The sequence below is a fragment of the uncultured Senegalimassilia sp. genome (assembly GCF_934636665.1).
In the GTDB taxonomy this organism is placed as follows: Bacteria; Actinomycetota; Coriobacteriia; order Coriobacteriales; family Eggerthellaceae; genus Senegalimassilia.
This window is the reverse complement of sequence record NZ_CAKUAT010000017.1, coordinates 38,274-62,600: the sequence shown is the minus strand read 5'-3', so window position 1 is coordinate 62,600 and position 24,327 is coordinate 38,274. Positions and strand designations below refer to the sequence as shown.

The window sequence follows — 24,327 nt, the reverse complement described above, 5'->3', positions numbered from 1 at the left end:
AAAGCAGGTTGTCGTCCGCCCGCATAGCGGGCGGTTTACTTGGCGCGGCTACGCGCGCGCCAGACTGAAGTCATTAACAGAAAAGCCTCGCATACGCGAGGCTTGAGTTCACATGGTGGACTGTCGGGGACTCGAACCCCGGACCTTGGGATTAAGAGTCCCCTGCTCTACCAACTAAGCTAACAGTCCAAGAAAAAGAATATGTGAAGGTTCGTTTAACAAGCATGTTTTTAAATGGTGGACCGTCGGGGACTCGAACCCCGGACCTTGGGATTAAGAGTCCCCTGCTCTACCAACTAAGCTAACGGTCCAAGAAAACACACTATGTCAAACAGCTGCGCGATGGGGTGGGTGAAGGGATTCGAACCCTCGACCTCCAGAGCCACAATCTGGCGCCCTAACCAACTAGGCCACACCCACCAAGGCGCGAGTAAGTATTATACGCACTTCCAAATTCTGTGCAACCCCCTTTTCGAAACTTTTTTCGAAAAGGTTCTCGGAGCGGTTTTGCAACCTCTTATTCAGGAAAACGTCCTGCAGCTCTGCACTTAGGACGGCGCACCGATACGCCCGTTTCCGCCCTACTGCACACGAAGCATCGCCCAGTCTCGCCGGCGGCCGATTGAAGCGCGAACGGGCACCCTTGCTCACACGGTCATGGCAAGGCAACCCGATTTCCGCACCCCAGCTTTTCGCTCCGTAAGAACGCATAGCGACGATTCAGGCGTTTCCGCCTTATGGCAAAGGAGCGCCACAATCCCACCTCTCGCTGCAACCATTGGCCCGTACTTTTGATTAACTCGCTAGCAACTCCGGCAACGCATGGCGGACGCACATGGAAAAGCCGCCATCTCGCGTTCACCTTCAATAGAGAGAACGCGTAGTGCATAGCGGTAAAAGAAGTTATGACGACACGCATATTTTTGTGCAGATGCACCAACGTTCACGTGCCGTTAACCATATAGAAGCTACCGTTCGGGTTACAATATGGTCATTCCCGTTGAATACTTGGAGATGCCCACATGGAGACATTCCTGCTTATATTGCTTATGCTCGCCGCTGTTCTGGCCTCGTCGGTGATCGATCAGCTGGTGCCTAAAGTATCATCGCCGCTTATCCAAATCGGCCTAGGCCTTGCCATCGCCGTGGTAGCAGGACGCCAAATCGATCTGCTATTCGATGAATCAGAACTATTCCTGGTTTTATTCATAGCCCCACTGCTGTTCCATGAGGCGAAAGAAGCCAAGAAGACGGAATTGTGGCGCAACAGGCGCTCCATCCTGTCGTTGGCGATCGGATTGGTCCTGGCGATCATCGTTGCCGTGGGCTTTTTCGTGAACGCGATGATCCCCTCCATCTCGCTTGCTGCGGCGTTCGCGTTGGGCGCGGCGCTTGGCCCGACTGACCCCATCGCCGTATCGGCCGCATCAAAAGACGCCGACATCAGCCCGCGATGCAAAGCGCTCCTTAAAGGAGAATCGCTTATCAACGACGCATCGGGTATCGTGGCCTTCCAATTCGCCATAGCCGCAGCCATGACCGGCGCCTTCTCCCCCGCTCATGCCATCGGCGAATTCCTGCTGGAGTTCGTGGGCGGCATCGCGTTCGGCTTGATACTCGGCGTGATCGGCAACGGTATCGTTCGCCTGGTACGCTCGTGGGGGCTTGAAAACACCACGTTCCATGTTCTGTTCGAGGTATTCACCCCGTTCATCGTGTTTCTGGCAGCCGATCAGCTTGGCGGAAGCGGCATCTTGGCAGTAGTGGCCGCCGGCCTGGTCAACGTCATCTCGCCCCGCACCGCCGGCCCCTCGGTGTCTCGTCTGAACATCGTCTCCACCAGCGTATGGCGCGTCATCTCCTTCACGCTCAACGGCATCGTGTTCGTGTTGCTGGGAACGCAGCTGCCACGCGCCATGCAAACCACTTGGAACAACGTGGCCATCTCGAACTGGACGCTGCTTATATACGTGCTGACCATCAGCTTGATCCTTATCGCCGTCCGTTTCGTGTGGGTGCTGCTCATGGAGCGCGTGCACCACCGACACGTCGCAAAGCGCAACGAGAAAGCTGCAAAGGAAAAGAACATCGAGCCCGAGCCGCGCAAGTCGCTTGCCCATGACGTGCATTCTGCCGCCATTATGACGCTCGGAGGCCCGAAAGGCACCGTTACCCTGGCGGTGATCCTGACCCTTCCGCAAGCAATCGCACAACGCCAGCTTATCCTGTTCCTGGCATGCGGCGTTATCGTGGTCACGCTTTTGCTCGCAACCTTCGTGGTTCCGATCTTGGCCCCCCAAAAGAAACGCGATAACACCGAACAGCTCGAACGCGATGCCCAAGCGAACCTCGACATCCTCCGCGTCGTAATCGAGGAGCTTTCCGCACGTCAAACGCCTGAAACACGCGCAGCAACGCAGATCGTCGTGCGACAGTACAACGACCGCATCAAAAGGATCAAAGAACTCAATGGCATAGAAGATGAGCCGAACATGAAACTGCGCCTGCGCACGCTGGCCTGGGAACGCGAGTTCGCGCAAAACCTCATCGATGCCGATGAGGTGGATCGTTTCGCTGGATATCAGTACCTTATGCGCCTTGCACGCATGGAGGAGCTGATCATGCATCAACACTCCGTACGTGCCAACCTTCGACAGCATTTCATACGATGGAGGACGTTCGGCCGACGCAGCTTGCAGGAAATCGCCCACAAGGTTCCCGGAGCCGAACTAAGCGAGACCACGCAAGCAACGCGAGCCTTGCAAATCAAATGCTACGAGCATGTGGTAGACAAGCTTCATGAGGAGCTGGCTGGAAACTCCCCCGCCAATGCCGAGGACATCTCGAAGCTGCTCATCGAATATCAGCGTCTGTTGAGAACGCTGCGCGCTGCCGCCCCTTCCATCACCACGTTCACGACAACGCAAGATAAGAGCGCCGACGTCGAACGACTTGGTCTGGAAATCGAGCTTGAGCAGATCCAGACCCGCTACGACGATGGCGAGCTATCCCGTGTAGCGGCAAAGCGTCTGCGAGAAAACGTCAATCTCATGCAAATGGACTTGGAAGATAACGTTTAAAACAAAATGGCCGCCCAGATGGGCGGCCATTTTACTGAACGGAAGAACGTAATGAGAACTTACATGCGCTCAGGAGCAGAAACGCCGATAAGATCAAGCGTCAGGGCCAACACCGTACGCGTTGCGTCAGCAAGGGCCAAACGGGCGTTCTGAATGGCGGGCTCTTCGCCGACGATATGGCAATTGGTATAGAACTGGTGGAACAATCCGGCAAGCTCCTGCGCATAATGCGTCAAGCGGAACGGAGCGCGATCACGTGCCGCCAGGGCCACAAGTTCACCAAAGTCATCCATCTTGCGCATAAGGGCGATTTCGGACTCATGCGTGAGAACGCTGAGGTCGACATCGGCAGGGATAACCTTTGCAGCAAGTTCATCGGCGGAAAGCGACTCAGCGCCTTCACCAGCAGCCTTACGCAGCACGGAGCAAATGCGCGCATGAGCGTACTGCACATAGTACACCGGGTTAGAGTTATCCTTCTTCTTAGCAACCTCGATATCGAAGTCGATAGGCTGATCGGAAGAACGCGAGAGCATCAGGAAACGCGTTGCATCCACGCCGACTTCATCGATGAGCTCGGCAAAGGTGACCATCTCGCCCGTACGCTTGGACATGCGAACCGCTTCACCATCGCGGAACAGGTTGACCAGCTGCCCCAGCACGACTTCAAGCGCACCCGGATAACCCCAGGCGGCAAGCATAGCCTCGCAGCGGCGAATATAGCCGTGGTGATCAGCGCCCCACAGATCGATCAGGTGATCGAAGCCGCGCTGCATCTTGTTATAGTGGTAAGCCACATCAGACATGAAATACGTGTACTCACCGTTTTCCTTCAACAGCACGCGGTCCTTGTCGTCGCCGAAGTCGGTGGAACGGAACCAAGTAGCGCCGTCCTTGTCATACAGATAGCCCTTCTCGTTCATGATCTGCAACGAACGGGAAACCGGAGAGGTGCCGCTCTCATCGGTTTCATACAGGCTACGCTCGCTGAACCACGTATCGAACGTGGTACCAAAGCCGGTAAGCGTTTCGCGGGCAAGATCGAGCATTTCCTGATAAGCGATTTCGCGGAAAGCCTCCATACGTTCTTGATCGCTGACGCTCTCCCACTTGTTGCCATCGCGATCGATGATGCCCTGGGCGATATCCTTAACATAGCCGCCGCCGTAGCACTTCTCGGGCATCTCGACATCATGGCCCAGCAGCTGCATGTAGCGGACAGAAACGGAATTGCCGAAGACGTCCATCTGAACGCCATGGTCGTTGATGTAATACTCCTCGGAAACCTGATAACCGGCATGACGCATCACACGAGCAATGGCATCGCCGAGCGTTGCCCAGCGGCCATGGCCGACATGCATCGGACCCGTGGGATTGGCAGACACATACTCAAGGTTGACGTTGCGAGGAGTGCCTTCAGGCAACGTACCCTTGCCGAAGTCGAAACGCTCCGCACGCACGCGAGCTGCAACCGATTGGAACGCGGAAGGCGCCAATTTGATGTTGATGAAACCAGGACCTGCGATCTCTACGGACGCAATCATGTTGTTTTCGGGCAGATGATCAACGATGATCTGCGCAATCTCGCGCGGATTTTTGTGGGCCAGCTTTGCCGTACGCATGGCAACGGTCGAAGCCCAATCGCCATTGGATAGGTCGCGAGGACGCTCAAGTGCCGGAGCAGGACGCTCGGCCAGCTCCAGCGTTGCGTCGTCACAAGCAGCGGCAATAGAAGCCGCAATGAGGTTTTCCAGTTCTTCGCGAATTTGCATGTTGATAAAACTTCCTTAAGCTAGCACCCAATACATAGTTCTGCATCTTACCATGCTTGCCCCAACAATCCGAGATACAGTCGCCAGGCAACACGGTAAACCGAAAACCAAAAGCTCCCCCGCATATGCGAGGGAGCTTTCGGGCCTTGCCCAAAGATCAAATCTTGAACAAAGGCAAAGGCTTTAGGAGGTGCGACAGGGCATGCGCACGCACTGTCGCGAGTAAGCAATTGTTTAGGTTTTCGTTCGTGATGAGCAAACAAACGAAACCAGCGGACAGAAAACGATCGAAGATGCAATCAGAACGCAAGTCGCACGCTAACCAGAATCATCATCGTTCGTTCTCATCGTTTGCTGCACCGTGATCATGCAAACACGATCATGGGAAGGATCAGCAAACGTAGCCAGTCATCAAATTAAGCGGTGATGACGGTGCCCGTCTTGCCCTCGAGGCCGGCAGCGGCGCACTCGAGGGAGGTGATGAGAGCCTTGCCCTGCGGGAAAGCCTCGACGTACTCGATGCAAGCCTCGACCTTGGGCAGCATGGAGCCGGGGGCGAACTGGCCCTGGGCGATGTACTCGCGAGCCTCGGCCACGGTCATCGTGGAGAGCTCTTCCTGGTCGGGCTTGTTGAAGTTGATGCAGACCTTCTCGACGGCGGTCAGGATGACCAGCATGTCGGCGCCGAAGTCGGCGGCCAGCTTAGCGGAGGAGCGGTCCTTGTCGATGACGGCGGGCACGCCCTCGTAGCCGTTCTCGGTCTCGAAGACCGGCACGCCACCGCCACCGGTGGAAACGACGATGTAGCCGTTGTCCATAAGATCCTTCACGGCGTCGAACTCGACGATGCGCTCGGGCTTCGGGGAAGCGACGACCTGACGCCAACCGCGGCCAGCGTCTTCCTTGAAGGTCCAGCCGGTCTCAGCAGCCTTGGCCTTGGCCTCTTCCTCGGTCATGAAGGCGCCGACGGGCTTGGTGGGGTTCTGGAACGCCGGATCCTCGGGATTCACGACGGTCTGGGTGATGACGTTGGCGACGGAACGCATGATGCCGCGGGACTTCAGGTCGTTCAGGATGGCCTGGGACAGCTGATAGCCGATGTAGCCCTGGGACATTGCGCCGGCCTCGGGGAAAGGCATCTCCGGGGTCTTGCCGTCGTTGGCGGCGGCGTAGGCGAAAGCGTTGTTGATCATGCCGACCTGGGGGCCGTTGCCGTGGGAGACGACGACGTTCACGCCATCGGCGATCATGTCGACGATGTGCTTTGCGGTGTTCTTCACCAGCTCGAGCTGCTCCTGCGGGCTGTTGCCGAGGGCGTTGCCGCCGAGGGCGATGACTACGGAAGGACCGTCACCTTTTGCGTAGGGCATGATTGCCTCCTTTTTAGGAATAAAAAAACCAACCCATTGAAATGGGACGAAAAATCGTCATAGGTTGGCAAGGGATTTCGATGCAATTCGTTGCGCCGCCACGGGGGCGGCGCAACGGTGAGTTTGGAACCTAGAGACTTAGCTCAGGGTTGCGTACATGACAGCCTTGATGGTGTGCATGCGGTTCTCGGCCTCGTCGAAGACCTTGGACTGCTTGGACTCGAAGACGTCGTCAGCAACCTCCATCTCGGTGATGCCGAACTGCTCGGCCTTCTGGGCACCGATGGTGGTGTTGGTGTCATGGAAGCTGGGCAGGCAGTGCAGGAAGATAGCGTCCTTCTTAGCGTAGCCCATGACCTCCTTGGTCACGCGGTAGGGCTCGAGGTTCTTGATGCGCTCGCCCCAGACCTCGTCGGGCTCGCCCATGGACACCCACACGTCAGCGTAGATGACGTCGGCGTCGGTGCAGCCTTCCTTCACGTCAGCGGTCAGCTTGACGGTGGCACCATGCTCAGCGGCGATGGCACGGCACTCCTCGACCAGCTCAGCCTCGGGCCAGTTGGTCTCGGGGGCGCAAGCGACGAAGTTCATGCCGAGCTTGGCGCAAACAACCATCATGGAACGGGCAACGTTGTTGGCGGCGTCAGCCATGAAGACCACGGTGCGGCCCTTCAGATCGTAGTTGAAGTTCTCCTGCATGGTGAGAACGTCAGCCAGCATCTGGGTGGGATGCCACTCGGTGGTCAGGCCGTTCCAAACCGGCACGCCAGCGTTGGCAGCCAGATCCTCGACGTCGGTCTGAGCAAAGCCGCGGAACTCGATGCCGTCATAGAAGCGGCCGAGCACGCGAGCGGTGTCCTCGATGGACTCCTTCTTGCCCATCTGGGAGCTGTTGGGATCCAGGTAGGTCACGCCCATGCCCAGGTCCATAGCGCCAACCTCAAATGCGCAACGGGTACGCGTGGAGGTCTTCTGGAACAGCAGCACGATGTTCTTGCCCTCAAGGTAGCGATGCGGCACGCCAGCACGCTTCATGTCCTTGAAGTTCTTGGAAAGCTTCAGCAGGTACTCGATCTCCTCGGTGGAGAAGTCCAGGAGACGCAGGAAATGACGACCGCTCAGGCTTACAGGCATGGTAATTCCTTTCGATAGCAAGTTAACAAGAACTTATTAATGCAGGCCGCGCCAAGTTTCAGCCTGCTGTTTCTACCGGAACGCGCTTTCGCACGTTCCGGGAAAAACCTAACAAGGGTTCCTGATTTCTCAGGATGCGCACCCCAAAAGGGATACGGCGATTATGCGCTCTGCGCAGCGAGAAATCTAGTCCTCGCGCCAGATCGGCATGCTCATGCAGCGCGGGCCGCCACGGCCGCGGGAAAGCTCTGCAGAGGGAATCTCGATCGCATCGATGTTGTTCTTGCGCAGCAGCGCGTTCGTGACGTCGTTGCGCTCGTAAACAACCACGCGACCAGGAGCGATGCACAGCGTGTTGGAGCCGTCGTTCCACTGCTCGCGCTCTGCAGCGATACGATCGCCACCAGCGCAAGGAATAAGGGTGACAGGCATGCCCACGTACTTCTCGAGAACTTCCTCGAGGGTGCCGGAGGTCTCCTTGACCTTGATACCCTCGCCCTCGGGGGTGATCTCGAACACGGTCAGCGGGCCCATGATACCGGGATGGATGGTGAACTTGTCAACATCGATCTGGGTGAACACGGTGTCAAGGTGCATCATTGCACGGTTGTTCGGGATGTTGAACGCCAGGATGGTGTCGACCGGCGAGGTCTCGTCCTTGAAGATGTTGTGGGCGATCTCGTCGATTGCGTCCGGCTCGGTGCGCTGGGAGATGCCGATGGCCAGCGTATGCTCGTTGATGTTGAGGATATCGCCGCCCTCAATGTGGAATGCGCTGTAACGGCTGTAGTACTGCGGCACATCCTTGAAATCGGGATGATGCGTGAAGATATACTCAGCGAAGATGGTCTCGCGGTTACGCGTGACAGCGTACATACGGTTGATGGAAACGCCGTTGCCGATCATCGCGAACGGGTCGCGGGTGAAGTACAGGTTCGGCATCGGGGCAATGACCATCTTGGAGGACTCGGAAACCAGGTCAACCAGGGAGTTGGACTTGTCGGTGTGCAGCTCGGTGAGGTTGACACCCTCCATGCACTTCAGAACCAAGTCGATGTTGGTCTTGTAGTTGTCGTTCAGATAATCGAAGAGAATCTTCTGATAACGCTCGGTACGGATACCGGCCTCTTCGATGAACTGCTTCAGGAACTGCTCACGCAGAGCCGGATTGGCATCGAGCACCTCGGCCATGAGGTTCTCCAAATACACGACCTCCACGCCGTTGTCGCGAAGAGCCTGAGCAAAAGCATCATGCTCAGCCTGAGCGACCTTCAGAAACGGGATGTCGTCGAACAGCAGCTCTTCGAGCGTGTTCGGCGTGAGGTTCAGCAGCTCTTTACCAGGGCGATGCAACAGAACCTTCTTCAAGGGCTTGATTTCGCTCTTGACGTTTACGCCTGCCATGAAAACCCTCCTTATGCCTTTTATGCATTTTCGGACTTCTTAGAAGCGGAACGCCCGTTGCGCACCGCGCGTTCCGACTGCAAAACCAACTTCTCATGCTTCACATTGAAATGCAACTACCAAAATTTCTTAAAACGGAATTTTCAGGGTGACCTGCGAAAACGATAAATTTTCGAGTTTGTTTCCATCGCGTTTCTACACGTTTCCTTCACATTCTCTTTGGTTCACGATAGTTTACTTGTGCACTTGCATAATTTTCCTGCACCATACTTGAAGCCATGCTGACCCATAGACGTTTTCTTTCGAAACCCTAGTTATGCATAAATATGGGAAATAATGCATCATGCGATTTCGATGCTAAAACGCTTATGATCCAGTTGGGCATTGATAGAGAGCCGCTATGCCACAATAACTGGTATCGTTTCCGGCCAAGCTACGGTCGATAACGCTATAGGTTGATTCTTCCACACTGCTCGAATCCGCTTGCTTCTTACCGCTTTTTTGCTAGTTCAACTGATTCAGCGGGCATAGGGGTTCAATGCGTGAAGGTGCATTACATGTCAGATTTGCCGGGTTCCTCAATCAGCTCTTTTCTGACGTCGAATGGTTTTGAACCGATACGGATTGTTTCATCTCAACATGATGCAAGCTTACGTGTTTTCGCGTGTTTGCGGTATAATAGCTGCGTTTTGTGCGCCCATGGCTCAACGGATAGAGCATCGGACTTCTAATCCGACGGTTGCAGGTTCGAGTCCTGCTGGGCGCGCCAGGATTTTCTGGCCGGAGCGCGATTTGCCGCCTCCGGCTTTTTCTTTCGGGCAATAAGGACGATGCAATCTGCTATTGCTACGATATCGTCAACAACGCAACGCAGCGATCGTCTACGCGCAGCAAAATCGCAGGTCTATTTGCAATTGCTTTTGAACGTGCGCTCGCGCACTTGCAAGCTGATGAACGGCTGAGAAGACAGGGGGCTCGCAAACAGCTCCCCGCACAGCAAGGTTTGAAGTTTCTTTCGGATTTGGCCCGCATTTGGCCCGCAGCATGGCGCACACTTTGGCGCACAAACAAAAAAGCCAGAACCAAAAAGGCTCTGGCCTAGGGTTTTAGTGGAGCGGGTGACGGGAATCGAACCCGCGTTAGAAGCTTGGAAGGCTTCAGTTCTACCATTGAACCACACCCGCGACTGGTCGGGACGACAGGATTCGAACCTGCGACATCCTGCTCCCAAAGCAGGCGCGCTACCAGGCTGCGCCACGTCCCGACATCCAAACAGCCTAGCTAGTATACCAAACTTTCTACGCGTTTTCGGACAATTTCGCGCGAAGTTCACGAAGAGCGTTGCCTCGATGGGAAATCGAGTTCTTCTCTTCAGGAAGCGCCTGTCCGAGCGAGCGTTTGAAGTCAAACACCTCGGGCAGGAACAACGGGTCGTAGCCGAACCCGTTATCCCCCTGCTGCTCATGGGCTATACGACCCTCGACCGTTCCACGGGCGTCGAATTCCCTACCCTGCTCATCAAGGTAGACCAGGTGGCATACGAATCGGGCGCTGCGCTGCTCGTCCTTGACGCCCGCAAGCGCGTCAAGCAGCTTTGCGTTGTTGGCAGCATCGTCGCACGGTTCGCCGGCATATCGTGCGGAATGCACGCCGGGAGCGCCATCAAGCGCATCGACTTCCAGGCCGGAATCGTCTGCTAGCACCGCCATCCCGCCGCTAGCCTGCTGAGCCGCCTGGGCTTTGATACGGGCATTGCCCAGAAACGTTTCGGCATCCTCAGCGGGATCGGAGTAAACGCCAGCCTGTTTGAGGGTTTTGAACTCCCAACCGGGAAAATCGAGCGCTTCGGCGATTTCAACGGCCTTGTGAGCGTTGTTGCTGGCAATAAGCACGGTTTTCATAACGGTTCCTTTCGAGCCGAGAAGTGATTCTAAAAATCGATATGAGACACGCTGGTGATAGGCATGCAGAATGCGCGGCTGCCGAAGCTTTGGAACTCCGCAACGTCATCGCCGGTGGTGTTGAACTCATACTCTGCTGCATGACCTGCCTGGGCACGCTGATGATGACGGTCCAGGATCTCGGTAACGTCACGAGCCGCTTCCTTCGCCGACGAAATTAGCGTGACTTCGTGCCCCACCACGCCGCCGATCAACGCCTTGAGCAACGGAAAATGCGTGCAACCAAGGACGAGCGTGTCGATTTGGCAGCGTCGCAACGGCTCCAGATACTCTTTGGCGATAGCCTGGAACGGCGGTCGAATATAGACCTTCGATGCAAGCGAGGTATAGTTCTCGATCGGACCCTCCGCCATGCGGATGCCCTGCTCGGCAATCTCGACGAATCGCGGCGTAGCGGTGGAAAACACGGTGATTCCCGCATCCAGATGTCGAATCGCCTTCGTATAGGCGTCGGACTCCACCGTAGCCTTTGTAGCGATGACCCCGACGCGCTTATTGCGCGTTGCGTGCGCAGCGGCGCGTGCGCCAGGTTCCACAACGCCTATGACAGGAACGGGGAACGTTCGCTGGGCATGCGCCAAGCCGGCTGCAGTAGCGGTATTGCACGCGATGACGATGAGCTTGACCCCGCGCTGCACCAGCCATGAGCCGATTTGCTGGACGAATCCGTCCACTTCGGAAAGGCTGCGCGGACCGTAAGGACAACGCGCGGAATCGCCGACGTAGATGATGGATTCCTCGGGCAGCGCCTTCGCGATTTCGCGCGCTACGGTAAGCCCGCCGAACCCTGAATCGAACACGCCGATAGGCGCGTTATCGAATGTTTGCATGATATCCATGCCGCTCAGTATAGCGCATGCTTGCGGGCGCTTTCTGAAATGCGCGGCGGGTGCCATAGTATCTGCTAACCTGCATGACAGGCGAAAAGTTCCAGAAAAGGGAGCAGCTGATCATGTCGAAGGAAAAAGACCGCAAAACCAATGCTATACGTGAAATGGAGGCGGCGCACGCCGATTTCGACACGCGCTTCTTCGAATGCCCCGAAGCGCTGTCCGGAGTGGAGGTTGCGGCGCTTTTGGAACAAGATCCGGATTGCGTGTTCAAGACGTTGGTCACTCAGGGAAAATCTGGCCAGCATTTCGTGTTTATGATTCCCGTTGCCTGCGAACTGGATCTGAAGAAAGCAGCTCGCGCTGCTGGAGAGAAGTCCATCGCGATGGTGAAATCCCGCGACCTTTTAGGGCTGACCGGATACATTCACGGCGGCTGCAGCCCCGTGGGAATGAAGAAGCTCTTCCCCACCTTCATTGACGAGACGGCCGAGCTTTACGACCGCATCATGTTCTCGGGCGGCCGCATTGGATGCCAGATCCAAACGCCGCTGAGCGAACTGCAGCGCGTTGTGCCCGTGGAATGCGTTGACCTTACCGTGGTTTAACGAAGACGCCCTGCAAGCATCGCTTGCAGGGCGTCTGAGCTTTCACCGTTTGCACGTTGATCACCAATGGCAGACCACGCAATCACCGGAGTGGATAAGCGAGTACAGTTCCTTGGCCTTTGCCGGAGGCAGGTTCACACAGCCATGGCTTCCGTAACCATCTTTGTACATGGTTCCGCCGAAATCGGGCTGCCAATCGGCATCGTGCAATCCGATAGCGTTACCGTCGAAGGGCATCCAGTACTGAACGGTTGATTCATAGATCTTCTGGCCGTTCTCATAACCGGTGAGCTTGCCAGGGCTTTGCATCGCGTTCATCCAATACACGCCAACGCTGGTATCGTGCGTACCGTCGGGGATGCCGGAGATACAGTCGGACTCCCAGACCAACGCCCCGGAATCATCGTAGAAATACACGTGCTGCTCAGCAAGATCGATATCGATATAGCGGTTGCCCCAGTCGCGACCGCCAACGCCGTTGTATGCATCGCCGCTAGTGGCGTTGGGAATCTCGACGGTTTCAACAAGGCCTTCCTTGACCCCGTTGACCACCAGGTCCATAAGCGCATCGTAGTCGATGGACCAGCCGTACACACCGCCGGAAACCGTGATGGCCTTGCCATCGGCGCGCGTATACGTACGGGTGGTGCCGACGGTATCGCAATCGGAGGCGAGTTTATCGACCCAGGCTCGCATGGCCTCCTCATCAAGGACAGCCTGCACGTTTTCGTCAACGGTGACCCATTGCGAAATGAGATCGGCATCGACTTCCGCGGCAGTGGACTTGCCCATGGTCAGCACGATATCGGCGCCGATCATGGTATTGGCCTGCTCGGCTGCGGTTTTCAAGCGAGGGTCGGTGGAAAACACCGTAGGCTGCAACAGCTGCTCAGACGAGAGCACGACCTTGGGATTAAGCTCAGCGAGCGCAGCATCGGCGGCGGCCATGACCTTCGACGCGTCAAGGGCGGTGCCGGCCACTTCCTTGCAAACGGTGAATGAACCGGATGCGGAATCATAGGCGACCGTTGCGTTGAGAGGCTGGGTAGCAGATTCGTTGAACGCGGCAACGGCTGCGGATACGGTTTGCTCAAGGCCGGAATCGTTGTAAGAGCTGATCATGGCACCGGTTGCATCATGGCTGCGCATAAGCTCGACAGGCCACAGCCATTCGTTGTATGCGGAGTACGCCTCCTTAACCGCTTCGGCGGCGTTGAAGTCGACACCGGCATCCTTAGCCGAAACCGTAAGGTTGAAACCGTTGCCCGTAATGGTGAGCTTGTAAGAGTCCACCTCATTGGCAAGCGCCTTTTCGGCATCCGCCGTGGACATAAGCGATGCATCGAGATTGCCGATCTTGGTGTTGGGCATGAAGTGGCTGCCGAAATACAGCGCCACGCCGCAATAGGCGATTGCAAGGACGCCAACCAAACAGGCGGCGACGATACCAAGCACCTTTCCGACGCGTTTCTTAGGGCGGGAAACGCCCGTGGGAGGAATCTGCATACCGGAAGGCGCATAGCCCTGGTGGCCGTTTTGCGCATACTGCGGATAAGCCTGCCTGGTTTGCTGACCATGCACCTGCTGTGGGATGAAGCCGCCGGGCTGGTTATCGTTATCAGAATAAATGGAGGGGATATCGCTTGGAGCGACGTGACGCCCGCGCGAAACCTTGTCGTTTTGATCGTTGCTCATGATGCTCTCGCTGAATAGGGTGTAGATAGATTCATTGTAGCAACGTAATGCTCATGGAGCGATACCTTGTGGATATTTTCGATACGATAATTATGGCCATCGGGATGTCATTTCCCTAACCAACGACTGATGCCCGGATGCGGCCGTTAACGTACGATAAAGCGCGGCTTTGCCAAGAGTCACCTTCACGCAGGCGGCAAGGTCGAGGTCCTGTCGCGCATTCTAGGACACTGCGACATCAACGCCACGTACCTTCACCACATCCAGCCGTCTGTCAAAGACCCGACTATCGGCATGTAGTCAGTCGTGCGAAATCGAGCCAACACCCGTTAGCAGATGACAAATAGGCTCGTTTTCCCTGCGGTTTCATTCGTTGGTCATCTGTTGACGCACTCGTCAGATACAGGGGTTTACAGCGATTTACCGTATTTATGCCACATGTGATAATTATCTATTCAAGCTAAAAAGACCGCTTGAACTGCGCAAACAGAACAGACGGTCTAGAAGATGCTGGTGGAGGCGCGGAGAATCGAACTCCGGTCCATACTATATTATCCCTCAGGCTCTACAAGCTTATCCCGTTATCGGAATTCGGAACCCGTCGGTCAACGGGCAAACGTTGAGGTTCCTAGTCGGTTCGATCTTTATCGAAGCCATACCGTCCACGTGCTTCGATGCAGTCCCCTAAAATGACGTCGCGTCCGAGCCGGGGACAACCCGGAGTTGACGTGCCAGGCGCTGTTTAGGCAGCCATGGCGAGCGCCGGAGCGCTCTGAGAGTTGTTCTTGCCAATTAACTTGACGGTACCCCTGTTTAACGTGGCGAGGAGACCACGACCTGCTCCTCAGTTCAAACATACCATGTCGAAACCAGTCGCCCCCGATAAGCCGGCTTTGCAGCCGAGTCGGGACGCTGCGGTCCACCTTGTCAAAGTGCACGGCGGCAAGCCGCCGAACGGATAGATAATCTTACTTCAAAAGAGAGCTGAAGTCCAATGCGCTTTTAATGTCATCGAACGCGCCCTTGAATTCGGCCGCCATCTTAACGCCGTCCTTGAAGATGGCGTTCATATCGTCGGTTGCCTGTTGGACGCCGTCGCGCGTGATGCCCAGGCTGCCGTCATCAACGACTTCGCCGCCCGCATCCTCATCCTCGACATAAAGGTACTCGGCCTCCTCGCCGTCTTCCATGATGACGAAGCCGATGCGGTTGCCATCTTCATCTTCGAGGTAGCGCACGATATCGTCATCGGAAAGCTCGAGCTCGACCACCTCGAGGTCTTCTTCGGCGGCAGGCGTCTCATCAGCTTGGGAAGCATCTTGCACAGCATGCTCCGAAATTTGCTCTTCAGCCTCCAGCGCTTCCTGATCGCTCATCAACGGCTCCTTTCCTTCAGCGCGCGTTCGATCTCGCGCTTCGAATCGCGCTCGGCCATGGCGGCACGCTTGTCGTAGTTCTTCTTGCCGCGGCACACCGCCAGCTCGACTTTAACGAGCGAGCTTTTGTTGAAGTACATCTTCAACGGGACAAGCGCCATGCCCTTTTCCTTGGTCTGCTGCTCCAATTTGCGGATTTGGTTTTTGTGCAGCAGCAGCTTGCGTTTGCGGTCCGGATCGGGGTTGGCGATGTTGCCGAAGGCGTACGGGGGGATATGGACGCCATGCAGCCACACCTCGCCGTGGCGGATGAGCGCAAAGCAGTCAGTGAGCTGACAATGGTTGTCGCGCAGCGAGCGCACCTCAGTACCGGTCAGGGCGATGCCGGCCTCGTAGGTTTCGAGAACCTCGTAATCGTGCAGCGCCTTGCGGTTGCGCGCGATGTCTTGGGCTTGCTTTTTCATGACGCTACTCCCCCTGCGTAGTACGTGCGGAGCAGGCATCGAGCGACGCCGAGCCGCAACCCGCCATAGGCACGAACGAGCCGCCGGACTCCAGATCGCGCGCGAACTGCACGAACAGGGCCACGGTTGCATCAAGGTCGTCCAAACAGATGACCTCGGTGGGCGTATGCATATAGCGAAGCGGCACAGACACCAAACCCGTGGGGATGCCGGAGCGGCTGACCTGGATGGGCCAGGCATCGGTGCCGGAATGACCGGGCAGGGCCTCTACCTGATAGGGGATGCCCGCGGTCTTAGCGGCCTGGACGAGGCGCTCGAACACCTGCGGGTTGACATTGGGCCCGCGACCGATAACCGGGCCGCCACCGCACTTGATATCGCCGAACTTGGCGTGGCTGATGCCCGGGTAGTCGGTGGCGTGCGTGACATCGAAGGCCACCGCCACATCGGGATGCACGCCGAACGCCGAGGTGATGGCGCCACGGGTGCCGATCTCCTCCTGCACCGTGCAGGCACAGGTGACATCACCCGCGCAACCGCCGACAGCCGCCAGCTCCTCGAGCACGCGCGTGATGACCCACACGCCGCATTTATCGTCGAAAGCGCGCGAGACGCCCATATTCTTCCCGAAGCGCTCGAAGCCCACGCCGAACGTGATAACGTCGCCCACCTTCACCAGGCGCTTGACCTTCTTGGCGGGAAGACCCAGATCGATGACGAGGCCCGACAAGGGCGTGACCTTGTCGCGCTCACCCGCCGAAATGAGGTGGATGGGCTTGCGGCCGACGACGCCGCGCAAAGGACACTCGGCGCCAGAGGCGTGCACATCCACGCGAAGCCCCGGCAGAATAGCGGCGTCAACGCCGCCGATAGCGGCCACCGACAAAAACCCGTCATCGGAGACGTTGACCACCATCAGGCCGATCTCGTCCATATGGGCGGCCAGCATGAGCGACGGCGCCGCCCCTTTGCCTGCAAGGCGAGCATGGACCGAGCCCATGACGTCTGTGGTGACCTGGTCGGCAACGCCCTCCATACGCTCACGAACCATGGCGGCGATGCGTTGCTCGCAGCCCGTGGGCGAAGGAGTCTCGAGCAGGCGCTTGAGATATTTGCGATCTTGCTTGTTCATGTGCTTCCTTTATTGAAGGAGGTTGTTACGCGCGGACCTTCACGACGATCTTGCGCACATGGCAAGGCGCGGAGCCAAGCGTGCAGCCGGGCTTATGCGCATCCTCGGGCGCAAGAACGGCCAGATCGCCGGCGTGAAGGACCACGTTCGTGCACTCCTCGGGCGTCTCGTACAGGCCGAAGTCGTTTTCCTCATCGAACGGTTGGCACTCGGACAGCCCGTCGAGCTGAGCGTACTGCAAAAGCTCCTGGCCGGACACGACGAACTGCACGTCGTAGTAACCGCGATGTGCTTCCATCTGCTTTTCAGCAGCGGCGACGGTGTCGTATTCCTGTACGTTGGCGAACACGTCGTCGCCGTCGATCTCGCTGCGGCCGAGCGGCAGGGCATCCAGGCCGTCCTGCGCGAGGAACGCATAGGCCTTGGCAAAGCGCTGGTTGAGGTAGTCGTTTCCGTTCGCATGGGCAAGGTTGGTGACCAGCATACCGATTCCTTTCATATTCACGCGGCGCGCAAGGCGCCGCCTTATTCGTTTAGGGAAGTATACACCCCGCCGGCGGACAAGCCGCCGCGGTAGACGGCACCCCACGGCATGCACAAGGAGGCCAAGGCACGCCTTTGTCGCTAAGCTGCTTTAGGGCTGCGCAGGACCAAGCGGCATGTCCAGCCTATGGACCTGCGATTCATCGAGCACCGTGATGCCCGCGTCGCGGAACAGCTGCGCGGCAACGCCCCACCCCGGCACGAGCGCGCCCGTGAAGCTGCCGTCGTACACCGACCCGCTTCCGCACGAAGGGCTTTTCGATTTGAGCACGGCCACCCGGCAATCGGCATCGCGCAACTGCTCCAGGCAGCGGCTTGCGCCAAGATGGAAGGCCTGCGTAACGTCGTCGCCATTCGTATCCATCACGCGCACTGGGCGAGACCCCGCCACGATCTCACACGGAGGATGCGGCACGGGAAGGCCCCCTGCAACTTCAGGGCATATGGGAACGAACTTGTAGCATCGAGCGAGCTGCATGACGGCATCAACGGGTTTCGAAGACCCGTCGTAGCGGCACGGCCTGCCCAGCAGGCAGGCGCTCACGGCGATGGCAGGCGATGTGTTCGGGGTTTTCTCCATACTTGGCATTATACCTCCCCGGCAAAGTGGTTATTCCTACCAATATGCTACTTGGAGAGTATCAAAAAAGTTCGTGCACCGAAGCATCGCTGTGCTAGAGTTGGCTGCAAGAGAAGCGAGCGGAGCAGGCGCCCCGACGCGAACGTCGTAGAAAGGCGATACCATGAAAGTTGCAATCCCCAGCGAAACCGGCGAAGGCCTGACGAGCATCCGCAGCGGACACTTCGGCCACACGCCCTGGTTCACGCTCGTGACCATCGAGGACGGGCAGGTCACCGGCGTCGAATCGGTGAAAAACGTCGATCATGACGAAGTGGGCTGCGGCGGCGTCATCGAGTTCGCGCACAACCTTGGCATCGATGCGATGATCTGCGCGGGCATGGGCCAGCCGCCGTTCATGCGCTTCACGCAATACGGCGTGGACATCTACCTTGAGCAGGAAACGCCCATGGTCGGCGACGTGGTGAACAAGTTCATCGCCGGCGATTGCGCGCGCATGGTGCTGGAAAACGCCTGCAGCCATCATCACTAAGATGCAAGGGCCGGCGGTCGCAACCGCCTTGCGGCGCAAGCCGAGCCCGCACACCTTGTTATAATCGACACGCAGTCACAGGCCCGGGCCGCATGCCCGGGCCTTTTCAATCACAAGGAGCAGCCGTGGGCATATTCGAGGATCTGCAAGCGTTCCATCCCGCCAACGAGCAGGAAGCCGCCGACCGCGACCTTATCTTGTCGCGCCTGAAAACGGACCCTGCGGTGTTCGATAGAACGGCCGTTGCTCACATGGCGTGCTCCATTTGGACCGTGGACCCCTCGTTCACAAAAACGCTCCTGGTGTATCACAACATATACGATTCATGGAGCTGGATCGGCGGGCATGCGGACGGGCAAACCGACCTTGCGGCAGTCGCCCTGCGCGAGCTGGAGGAGGAAACGGGCGTGCACGGCGCGCGCCTGGTGCCGTGCGAGCCGGGCGATGTACTGTCGTGCGAGGTACTGACCGTGGACGGCCACGTCAAACGCGGGGCATACGTCAGCTCGCACCTGCATCTGAACGTGACGTACCTGGCGGTTGCCGACCCTGCCGAGCATGTGCGCATCAAGGCCGACGAGAACAGCGGCGTGAAATGGGTTGAACTTGACGATGCCGTGACCCTGTCGAGCGAGCCGTGGATACGCGAGCGCATCTATCGCAAGCTCATCGAGAAGACGCGGCAGCTGGCGCCGCGCTTCGCGACGCGATAAGCCGGCAGCACCCCTTCAAACCGCGGTACGCCCCTTTAGGCCAAGCACGCTACACCACATGCACGCGCGAACTGGCGCCGCGCTTCGCCACCAAATCAAAACCGACGCGACTACGCGCCTTGGTCGCAAGCCTTTCCGCCCCGGGAACCGGACCTCACGCCATGTTGCCGTGGATATCGGCATGGTGGACATCGTCCCAGCGACGGCGCAAGGCCACATCTGCCGTAAGGTTCTCGTTATCGAACACGATGGACCACTGCGTATTGCTGGTGACGTCCTCGGGGTTCGGAGCCTGCGAAGCCGTCCTGAGCGCCTTCCATGCCGTGACCTGGGAATCCTGACCAACCGGCGCCCCATCGAGCACCGCGGAGATGGCATCGTAGCGCTCTCGGCCATGCCCATACGCCCCGTTCTTCTGAAAAGGCGCGACCTTGTCTTGGTGCATGACGAAGAAGTTGGTGACCTGGCGCACCGGCGTGACGACGGGCATACGCTCGGGACTGTCGCAATCGAACTCGACCACGCGGCCATCGCCTTGCGCGTCGGTGATGTAGAAATGGTAATCGCGCCCGCTTGTGGCGAACATGTCGTAAGAAAGCAGCAGGTCGACGGCCTGCTGCGTGGTGGCGGCCCGATCGAGCACCAAGCGTATGGCAAGCGGCGTGGAGATGACGGGCTTGCTGGTGATGCGGGAGGTGGGCGTGCTGTCAAGCGTGAGCACCGCGCAGGAAACGCCCTTCTCGTTCACGCCGTCCAAGCAGGCGAAGGGCGCGGCCAGGCAGGCGAAACGCGATTTCACCTGCAGCGCATCGACCACGCCGAGGTTGTCGAGGGCGCAAAAGCCGATGGATTCGTAACCGTCGGCAGGAGTGCAGTGCACGAGCATGGCGGAGGTATCGAACTTGAAGTCGTAGTTGCGGCCCATAAGCACGCCTTCGCCGCTCGCAAGCGTGAACGCGCTGCATCCGAACTGCGGCGCCTGCATATGCACGGGAACGAGCGGAAGCGCCTCGGCGAGGATGGCGTCCATGTTGCCTTGATCGCTTCCGAGGCCGCGCTCGATGATGCGATCGAGGTCGTAGCGATAGAACACGTCCATGGCATAGAGGCCATACGGCCCATCGGCGGGCGCGATCTGCCTGATCGAGGCCATGGTAGCCGCGCGCGAGCCATATACTGCAGCGCCGGCACCTGCGGCAACGCCAGCGGCGGCGGCAGCTACCTTCGCGATATTCCCAAGCTTCATTGACGACCCCTTCCGTCGTTCGCCCCGTTAGCGGCGCTTTCCGGGCGTTTTCCCGATTATCGCACAAAACGGCATGAGCAGAAGATTCTCCCACCCCGTACGGCCCCGCTCCCCGGACATGCAGCGAACCTTGCCCCAAAGCACCTCCACGAATCACGCATCGGCGCCTAATTGCGACTCCTTCCCCTGAAGCCCGGAACACCGGCCGATGCGCGAACGCGAAAAGCCGCCTCCCGAGCGAGCGAGAATGCACGCCGATACCTATGCGAAACCCCGCGCACCGCGACACCATGTGCTCCTTTGCGCTAAAATAAACGTTTGCGAACAATGCGTTCAAGCAAAGGAAGCAGCAAGCGATGATCACCGAAAAAGCCATAGCAAGCCAATGCAACCAGCGTTCGTTCACGCGAGGACGAGCCATCGCGTCATCGGACAGGAACATCCTCACGAAGCAGGTGCGCTACGATGCCGAGGAGTCGGTGGTCAGCGCGTTCGTGGCCTCCAGCAGCGGCTGGGACGATCGTTACCGCACCTCGGTGATCCTCGAGGAGGACGCCGACGAGGTGCTGGATTACTCATGCACGTGCCCTGCGTTTCGCGAGTATGCCGGCATGTGCAAGCACTGCGTCGCCCTGGCGCTCGCGTTCTCGCAGCGCCCCGAAACCTTCATGGGTTACCAGGCGCAGCGCACGGCGCAATCCTCCTCGTGCATCACGGAGTTCATGAAGCGCACCGAGGAGCTGCAGGCCGATGACACGCCCGCCGAAAGCGTGGTCCTGCACGCTGAGCTGTCGTACGGCTACGGGCTATGGTCCGCCTCGTTTCGCATCAGCGGACCTTCGGGTACGCCTTACGTGCTGAAATCGCTTTCGGAGTTCGCCGACCGTATGCGCTCCGGCGCCCGCCACGCATACGGTAAGAAACTGGCGTTCACGCACTCCCCTGCCGTGTTCGAGCAACGCTCGCGCGGGGTAGCCCAGTTCATCGAACGGGCCTGCTCCATGCGCGAGGCCGCCGACGATGCGCCGTCATGGCTTCGCCGTCAAAGCGCGTCGGTGGGCCGCACCCTGCAGCTTTCCGAGGCCGAGGCCGTAGAGCTGTTCGGGTTGCTCGACGGCGCCGAGTTCAGTATCACGGGCGCCGACTACGCAACGCCCACCGTGCAGCGCGTGCATATCGAGCATAGCGATCCGGACATCTCGCTCGCCATGTCGCCGGCCGAGGCCGGCGGCTGGACCATCGAGCGCGGCGAGCATATCCGCATGGCCGAGCAAGCCGGGCGCCTGTATATATGGTGCGGCGGGGACACGGTGCATCGCTGCTCGCCGGCGTTCGCGCGCTGCTCGGACTTCCTGCGCACGGTCTACGACAGCGACGAGCGCAACCTGTTCGTGGCAAACGACGACATGCCCCTGTTCTGCGCGGCTGCCCTGCCCGTCATCGAGGAGAACCTGCATCTCAGCGCCCCGGCCGAGCTTTCGGCTTGGCGCCCCATGGAATGCACGCTTGCGTTTTTCCTAGACAAGAACGGCAAGAACGTGACCATCGGCGCCCAAGCAGCTTACGGTCCGCGCCGCTTCACGCTGTGCGGGACCGTACCTGCCGACCACAAGGACGACAAGAGCGCCTCGGGCCCTTCGCCATTGCGCGACACGCGTGCCGAAGGAAAGGCGAAGGCGCTGGTGGAGCGCTACTTCGGAGCAGGTCAAACGCGCATCCCCATGAGCAACGAGGAAGCGGTGGCCAACCTTATCTTCACCGGCCTGGGCCAGTTGCGCGAAGCCGGCGAGGTGTATACCACGCCGGCGTTCGATCGCCTGATTAAAGACGGCAAGCCGCGCCTGAGCATGGGCGTGTCGCTGTCAGGCAACCTTATCAACCTCACCGTCGACGCCGGCGATCTTGGCCCCGACGATCTTGCGGCCATGCTGGGAAGCTATCGGAAGAAGAAGCGCTACCATCGCCTGCGCGACGGCGCGTTCGTGGACCTTTCCGATTTCGAGCTCGCCCAGCTTGACCGCCTGGCATCCGACCTGGGCATCACGCAAAAGGAGCTTGCCACGGGAACGGTTGAGCTGCCGTCGTTTCGCGCGTTTTACCTTGACGAGGAGGCGGACCTTGACCGCGACCGCAGCTTCACGCAGTACCTGAGCGATTTCCGCGCGATCGACGAGCGGGCATACCAGGTGCCCGAAAGGCTGAACGCAACACTGCGCCCCTACCAGGAAGAAGGCCTGCGATGGCTGTCCGCCCGCCTGGACGCGGGGTTCGGCGGCGTGCTTGCCGACGAGATGGGCCTAGGTAAATCGGTCCAGCTCATCAGCTTGCTGGTGGCCCGTGCCGACCAAGCCCGCGAAGTCGGGCCGAGCCTGATCGTGTGCCCCTCTTCGCTGGTGTACAACTGGATGGCCGAGTTCGAGCGCTTCGCACCCAGCCTGAACGCGGCAGCCGTGGTGGGCAGCGCCGCAGAGCGCAAGGTGATCCGCGGCCACGCGTTCGCGCCGTATGATGCGAACCTGGTTTCCGGGCGTCAAGGAGATGCGCCCGGGTCGCCTACCGACGCAGAAGCGGCTTCGCGCAACGTTGATGCCCACGCGAGGGAAGCAGCCTTGCAAAACCACAATGCAGCCGCAACGGCAGAGCCCGTCGACGCATCCGGTCACCGTTGTGCACCGGTCGATGTGCTCATCACCTCCTACGACCTGGCGCGCATCGATTCGGCCGATTACGCCGGACGGGAGCTGTTCATCTGCGCCCTTGATGAGGCTCAATACATCAAGAATCCCGCCACGCTGACCACCCGCGCGGTGAAGCGCCTGTCGGCACGCCATAGGTTCGCGCTTACCGGCACGCCCATGGAAAACCGCCTATCAGAGCTGTGGAGCATCTTCGACTTCCTGATGCCGGGCCTTCTGGGGCCGTACGCGCGCTTCCGCGAACGCTTCGAGCTGCCCATCGTGGGCGGCGAAGAGGACGTTGCCACCCGCCTGAGCGCCGTCGTGGGGCCGTTTTTGCTCAGGCGCCGCAAGGCCGATGTGCTCACCGACCTGCCCGACAAGCTGGAAAGCGTGGTGTACGCCCCCATGGAGGGCCAGCAGCTGAAGCTCTATCATGCTCACGAGCAGCGCCTGCGCGAGGAGTTGACCCGCCAACGCCGCGAGCGCAAGCAGCGTCAGGCGAAACGGGATGCAGGCGAACACGTTTCCAGCGTGGAGGTGCTTGCCGAACTCATGCAGCTGCGCCAGCTGTGCTGCGACCCGCGTCTGCTGTTCGAGGACTATCGCGGCCACGGCGCGAAGCTCGATACCATCATGGAACTGGTGGCAAGCGCCATGGAAGGCGGCGAGAAGACGCTCATCTTCAGTCAGTTCACCAGCTTCTTGGACCTGATCGCGCAGCGCCTCGAGGAGGCGGGCATCGCCTTCTACACCATCACGGGCAAAACGCCGAAGAAAGACCGCGTGGAGCTGGTGAACGAGTTCAACGGCAACGACGTCCCCGTGTTCCTGGTATCGCTTAAGGCGGGCGGCACGGGCCTGAACCTTACGGGCGCAAGCGTGGTCATCCACGCCGATCCCTGGTGGAACGCCGCGGCGCAGCAGCAGGCCACCGACCGCGCGCACCGCATCGGGCAGACACGCGTCGTAAGCGTGCAGAAGGTCATAGCGAAGGACACCATCGAGGAGCGCATCCTGCACCTGCAGGAGGAGAAGAGCAAGCTGGCCGACCAGGTTATCGGCTCGAGCGGCATCTCGCTTGCAAGCTTGAGCGCCGACGAGCTGATTGACCTGCTGGAGGGGTGATCACTTCCCCATGCAAAGAAGGGCCGGGCTCCAAGCCGCGCCCGCTGCCGAACCTTCGCTTTCGGTCCAGCAGCGGCACACGGT

18 protein-coding genes, 6 tRNA genes and 1 other RNA gene are annotated in these 24,327 nt (G+C 58.9%); 6 read left to right on the top strand and 19 right to left on the bottom strand.

The genetic code is table 11. The features are described 5' to 3' along the window. Window positions 1–113 precede the first annotated feature (113 nt). The 3 genes from Q0G75_RS07775 to Q0G75_RS07765 form a co-directional block, all read right to left on the bottom strand. A tRNA-Lys gene (locus Q0G75_RS07775) sits at window positions 114–189 on the bottom strand. A 46-nt stretch (window positions 190–235) separates the two neighbouring features. Then, window positions 236–311: transfer RNA gene (locus Q0G75_RS07770), tRNA-Lys, on the bottom strand. A 32-nt stretch (window positions 312–343) separates the two neighbouring features. Then, a tRNA-His gene (locus Q0G75_RS07765) sits at window positions 344–420 on the bottom strand. Window positions 421–1,022: 602 nt separating this feature from the next. Between Q0G75_RS07765 and Q0G75_RS07760 the strand changes: the two genes are divergently transcribed. Then, on the top strand, window positions 1,023–3,080 hold the full coding sequence (locus tag Q0G75_RS07760) for a sodium:proton antiporter (RefSeq protein WP_294417929.1): 2,058 nt from the start codon (window positions 1,023–1,025) through the stop codon (window positions 3,078–3,080). A gap of 59 nt (window positions 3,081–3,139) precedes the next feature. Here the strand turns inward: Q0G75_RS07760 and argS are convergent, their stop codons facing one another. The 4 genes from argS to arcA form a co-directional block, all read right to left on the bottom strand. Then, a complete protein-coding gene (gene argS / locus Q0G75_RS07755) occupies window positions 3,140–4,852 on the bottom strand; it encodes an arginine--tRNA ligase (RefSeq protein WP_294417927.1) in 1,713 nt (570 codons plus the stop codon). A gap of 416 nt (window positions 4,853–5,268) precedes the next feature. Continuing rightward, window positions 5,269–6,222 carry a carbamate kinase gene (arcC, locus tag Q0G75_RS07750; RefSeq protein ID WP_294417924.1) on the bottom strand — a complete coding sequence of 318 codons (954 nt, stop codon included), beginning with the start codon at window positions 6,220–6,222 and terminating at the stop codon, window positions 5,269–5,271. Between the two features lie 138 nt (window positions 6,223–6,360). Then, on the bottom strand, window positions 6,361–7,356 hold the full coding sequence (gene argF / locus Q0G75_RS07745; RefSeq protein ID WP_042433932.1) for an ornithine carbamoyltransferase: 996 nt from the start codon (window positions 7,354–7,356) through the stop codon (window positions 6,361–6,363). 186 nt (window positions 7,357–7,542) lie between these two features. Beyond that, window positions 7,543–8,760 (bottom strand): arginine deiminase, encoded by a 1,218-nt coding sequence (arcA, locus tag Q0G75_RS07740; RefSeq protein ID WP_114621202.1) that lies wholly within the window; start codon window positions 8,758–8,760, stop codon window positions 7,543–7,545. A gap of 693 nt (window positions 8,761–9,453) precedes the next feature. On the opposite strand from arcA, the gene Q0G75_RS07735 reads away from it, so the two are divergent. Beyond that, a tRNA-Arg gene (locus Q0G75_RS07735) sits at window positions 9,454–9,529 on the top strand. Window positions 9,530–9,870: 341 nt separating this feature from the next. Here the strand turns inward: Q0G75_RS07735 and Q0G75_RS07730 are convergent. The 4 genes from Q0G75_RS07730 to murI form a co-directional block, all read right to left on the bottom strand. Next, window positions 9,871–9,944 (bottom strand) — tRNA-Gly (locus tag Q0G75_RS07730). A gap of 3 nt (window positions 9,945–9,947) precedes the next feature. Further along, window positions 9,948–10,024: transfer RNA gene (locus Q0G75_RS07725), tRNA-Pro, on the bottom strand. Between the two features lie 34 nt (window positions 10,025–10,058). Beyond that, the gene (rdgB, locus tag Q0G75_RS07720) at window positions 10,059–10,661 is read right to left on the bottom strand and encodes an RdgB/HAM1 family non-canonical purine NTP pyrophosphatase (RefSeq protein WP_294416387.1); all 603 of its coding nucleotides are present in this window, start codon (window positions 10,659–10,661) and stop codon (window positions 10,059–10,061) included. Between the two features lie 29 nt (window positions 10,662–10,690). Further along, complete coding sequence (gene murI / locus Q0G75_RS07715) at window positions 10,691–11,551, bottom strand: glutamate racemase (RefSeq protein WP_294416386.1); 861 nt, start codon at window positions 11,549–11,551, stop codon at window positions 10,691–10,693. A gap of 122 nt (window positions 11,552–11,673) precedes the next feature. Here murI and Q0G75_RS07710 point away from each other — a divergent pair, with 122 nt between their 5' ends. Further along, window positions 11,674–12,159, top strand: a complete 486-nt coding sequence (locus tag Q0G75_RS07710; protein WP_294382278.1) for an aminoacyl-tRNA deacylase — start codon at window positions 11,674–11,676, stop codon at window positions 12,157–12,159. Between the two features lie 60 nt (window positions 12,160–12,219). On the opposite strand, the gene Q0G75_RS07705 is transcribed toward Q0G75_RS07710, so the two are convergent. From Q0G75_RS07705 to Q0G75_RS07675, 7 genes are all read right to left on the bottom strand, one after another. Further along, on the bottom strand, window positions 12,220–13,854 hold the full coding sequence (locus Q0G75_RS07705) for a L,D-transpeptidase family protein (RefSeq protein WP_294416385.1): 1,635 nt from the start codon (window positions 13,852–13,854) through the stop codon (window positions 12,220–12,222). 511 nt (window positions 13,855–14,365) lie between these two features. Continuing rightward, window positions 14,366–14,735: a transfer-messenger RNA gene (gene ssrA, locus Q0G75_RS07700) on the bottom strand. 87 nt (window positions 14,736–14,822) lie between these two features. Next, entirely contained in the window at window positions 14,823–15,230 is a 408-nt protein-coding gene (locus Q0G75_RS07695) for a hypothetical protein (RefSeq protein ID WP_294416383.1), read from the bottom strand. Further along, the gene (gene smpB / locus Q0G75_RS07690) at window positions 15,230–15,694 is read right to left on the bottom strand and encodes an SsrA-binding protein SmpB (RefSeq protein WP_294416382.1); all 465 of its coding nucleotides are present in this window, start codon (window positions 15,692–15,694) and stop codon (window positions 15,230–15,232) included. The genes Q0G75_RS07695 and smpB overlap by 1 nt, the downstream gene beginning before the upstream one ends. Window positions 15,695–15,698: 4 nt before the next feature. Then, window positions 15,699–16,826, bottom strand: a complete 1,128-nt coding sequence (locus tag Q0G75_RS07685) for a M42 family metallopeptidase (RefSeq protein WP_294416380.1) — start codon at window positions 16,824–16,826, stop codon at window positions 15,699–15,701. Window positions 16,827–16,851: 25 nt separating this feature from the next. Next, on the bottom strand, window positions 16,852–17,310 hold the full coding sequence (locus Q0G75_RS07680; RefSeq protein ID WP_294416378.1) for a YhcH/YjgK/YiaL family protein: 459 nt from the start codon (window positions 17,308–17,310) through the stop codon (window positions 16,852–16,854). A gap of 150 nt (window positions 17,311–17,460) precedes the next feature. Further along, entirely contained in the window at window positions 17,461–17,949 is a 489-nt protein-coding gene (locus tag Q0G75_RS07675) for a DUF523 domain-containing protein (RefSeq protein WP_294417923.1), read from the bottom strand. 163 nt (window positions 17,950–18,112) lie between these two features. Here Q0G75_RS07675 and Q0G75_RS07670 point away from each other — a divergent pair, with 163 nt between their 5' ends. Then, window positions 18,113–18,481, top strand: a complete 369-nt coding sequence (locus Q0G75_RS07670) for a NifB/NifX family molybdenum-iron cluster-binding protein (protein ID WP_294416372.1) — start codon at window positions 18,113–18,115, stop codon at window positions 18,479–18,481. Between the two features lie 125 nt (window positions 18,482–18,606). Beyond that, entirely contained in the window at window positions 18,607–19,194 is a 588-nt protein-coding gene (locus tag Q0G75_RS07665; RefSeq protein ID WP_294416371.1) for an NUDIX hydrolase, read from the top strand. A 154-nt stretch (window positions 19,195–19,348) separates the two neighbouring features. Here the strand turns inward: Q0G75_RS07665 and Q0G75_RS07660 are convergent, their stop codons facing one another. Then, window positions 19,349–20,440, bottom strand: a complete 1,092-nt coding sequence (locus Q0G75_RS07660; protein ID WP_294416368.1) for a carcinine hydrolase/isopenicillin-N N-acyltransferase family protein — start codon at window positions 20,438–20,440, stop codon at window positions 19,349–19,351. Window positions 20,441–20,796: 356 nt separating this feature from the next. Between Q0G75_RS07660 and Q0G75_RS07655 the strand changes: the two genes are divergently transcribed. After that, entirely contained in the window at window positions 20,797–24,243 is a 3,447-nt protein-coding gene (locus Q0G75_RS07655) for a DEAD/DEAH box helicase (protein ID WP_294416365.1), read from the top strand. Window positions 24,244–24,327 lie beyond the last annotated feature (84 nt).